The sequence below is a fragment of the Rickettsia sp. TH2014 genome, assembly GCF_019249195.1.
Classification (GTDB): Bacteria; Pseudomonadota; Alphaproteobacteria; order Rickettsiales; family Rickettsiaceae; genus Rickettsia; species Rickettsia felis.
In genome coordinates this window covers 1-2344 of record NZ_MXAX01000185.1, presented here as the reverse complement: position 1 = coordinate 2344, position 2344 = coordinate 1, and the positions used below count along the sequence as shown (strand labels likewise).

Here is a 2344-nt window from a genome sequence, read left to right as displayed (position 1 = left end):
TTTTTTTAATCTCCACGCAACAACGCCTTGCGAGAATGACGAAAAACAACTCCTACCTCTCGGGCAGTAATATCTCTCTTTTACCTGTATGATTCGGCGGTGAGACTATTCCCTCTTTCTCCATCTTCTCAACCAAATTAGCAGCTTTGTTATAGCCGATTCTAAGCGACCTTTGGATATAGCTAATGGAGGATTTACGTTCGTCACGCACTATCTGCACGGCTTTTTTGTAAAGCACTTCATCAGACGTGCCGTCACCGATATCAATGCTACTATCGTCTTCTTCAGGCTGCTCGGTAACGGCAGAGATATATTCAGGCGCACCGGTTTCTTTCAAATATTCCGTAATTTTCTCGATTTCTGCTTCATTAACAAACGGTCCGTGTACCCTACTTATCTTTGAAGTGCTCCCCATAAATAGCATATCACCCATACCTAGTAACTGCTCGGAACCTTGCTCGCCTAAAATCGTTCGGCTATCGATTTTAGAGGTAACTTTAAAGCTAATACGGCTTGGAAAGTTGGCTTTAATGACACCGGTAATAACGTCTACCGAAGGTCTTTGTGTTGCCATAATAATATGGATGCCGGCGGCTCTTGCCATTTGGGCAAGCCTTTGAATCAGCATCTCGATATCCTTACCGGCCACTAGCATTAAATCAGCCATCTCATCGACAATAACTACTATGTAAGGTAGCTTTTCCATATTCATCGTAACGGTTTCATAAATAGGCTTGCCGGTTTCAGGGTCAAAGCCCGTTTGAATCGAACGCTCAATTACTCTATTTTCTTTAACTGCTTCTAAGATTTTTGCATTATAACCTGCGATATTCTTAACGCCGATATTGCTCATCATTCTATAGCGATTTTCCATTTCCTTAACTGCCCATTTAAGAGCAACTACCGCTTTAGAAGGCTCGGTTACTACGGGAGTTAGCAAATGCGGTATTCCGTCATAAGCCGATAATTCAAGCATTTTCGGGTCAATCATGATAAAGCGACATTCTTCAGGAGTATAGCGGTACAAGAGCGAGACTATCATAGCGTTAATACCGACCGATTTACCTGAGCCGGTGGTTCCTGCTACTAATAAATGAGGCATTTTAGCAAGATCTGCAATTAGCGGCTTACCTGCTAAATCTTTACCCAAAACTAACGGCAATAAAGTTGATTTGTCTTGGTACTCTGGAGTTTCTATCAGTTCTTTTAAACAAAAGAATTCACGCTGCTTATTAGGAAGCTCAATGCCAAGCACATTCTTACCGGGTATGACTGCTATCCTTGTCGATAGAGCCGAAAGCGAGCGTGCTATATCGTCGGATAATCCTACTACCCTTGATGTTTTAGTGCCTGCTGCCGGCTCAAACTCATATTGAGTTACAACAGGCCCTTGGTTGATGTTAATTATCTGCCCTTTAACTCCAAAATCATTCAGCACGGTTAATAACTCTTCAGCTTTTTGCTTAAGCTCTGAGGAAGAAGCCCCTTTTACATGATGGCTTTCAGGATCACGTAATAACGAAATAGGCGGCAATGCTGCTATTTCGCTTTGAGATATTTTAGGAGCTACTGGGGGTTTTCTAAAGAATTTTATAAGATTTGCAGGTATAGGTTTTGCTTCTTCAGTGAATTTTACTTTTTCACTTACAGGCTTTTGGTAAGAAGAAGTTATATTTATCTTATCATTGTTTTTAGTAGGGAATAATCTTATCGACGATAATCGTGAAAATACATTATGTAAAAAATATTGTACCCGATAGATTAAAAATTTACCTAGCTTAATAATAAAATTACTTAAAGAAGTAAATTTAATTTCAAGTAAAACAACTAATATAATAAAGGTAAAAAATATTAACAATAAGTATAGTTGATTTGTAAATCGCTCAAAAAAATTAGAAGCTATTATTCCAACGGCTCCCCCTGCATTTGCAGGTATAAATTCTAGCTTAATCTTAGATAATAATGTGCTACTGCTAATGAGAGCAAGCAACATTACAAATATACGGATAAATGAGTCGCGATATCTTCCATACCAACAATTCCTACCCCAAACAAAGCAAGCAAGCGGTATGATAAAAGCAGCTAACCCAAAAAATTGATATAAAAAGTCTGATAAATAAGAGCCTGCAATTCCGACTAAATTGCTAGGATATTCTGTTGTAACCGAATTAAAAGACGGATCGTCTATATTATATGATGTGAGAACGGAAACAATACCAAGCCCGATTATCCCTAAAATGATAGCTTGTATTTTATTATTCGAAAGAGTTTTGTTTATGTAATATAGCATAGTGTTTATATTGTAGAAGTCAAGATTTAATCTTACAGACATTATAAAAATTAT

At 38.0% G+C, this 2344-nt stretch carries 1 protein-coding gene; it reads right to left on the bottom strand.

Features of this window, described 5'->3' with window-relative positions:
- Positions 1-52: 52 nt before the first annotated feature.
- On the bottom strand, positions 53-2290 hold the full coding sequence (locus KYQ89_RS03755; RefSeq protein WP_218460471.1) for a DNA translocase FtsK: 2238 nt from the start codon (positions 2288-2290) through the stop codon (positions 53-55).
- Between the last annotated feature and the right edge of the window lie 54 nt (positions 2291-2344).

Coding starts and splice junctions, on each gene's coding strand:
- KYQ89_RS03755 (WP_218460471.1), bottom strand. CDS start 2,290: ATGCTATATTACATAAACAAAACTCTTTCGAATAATAAAATACAAGCT.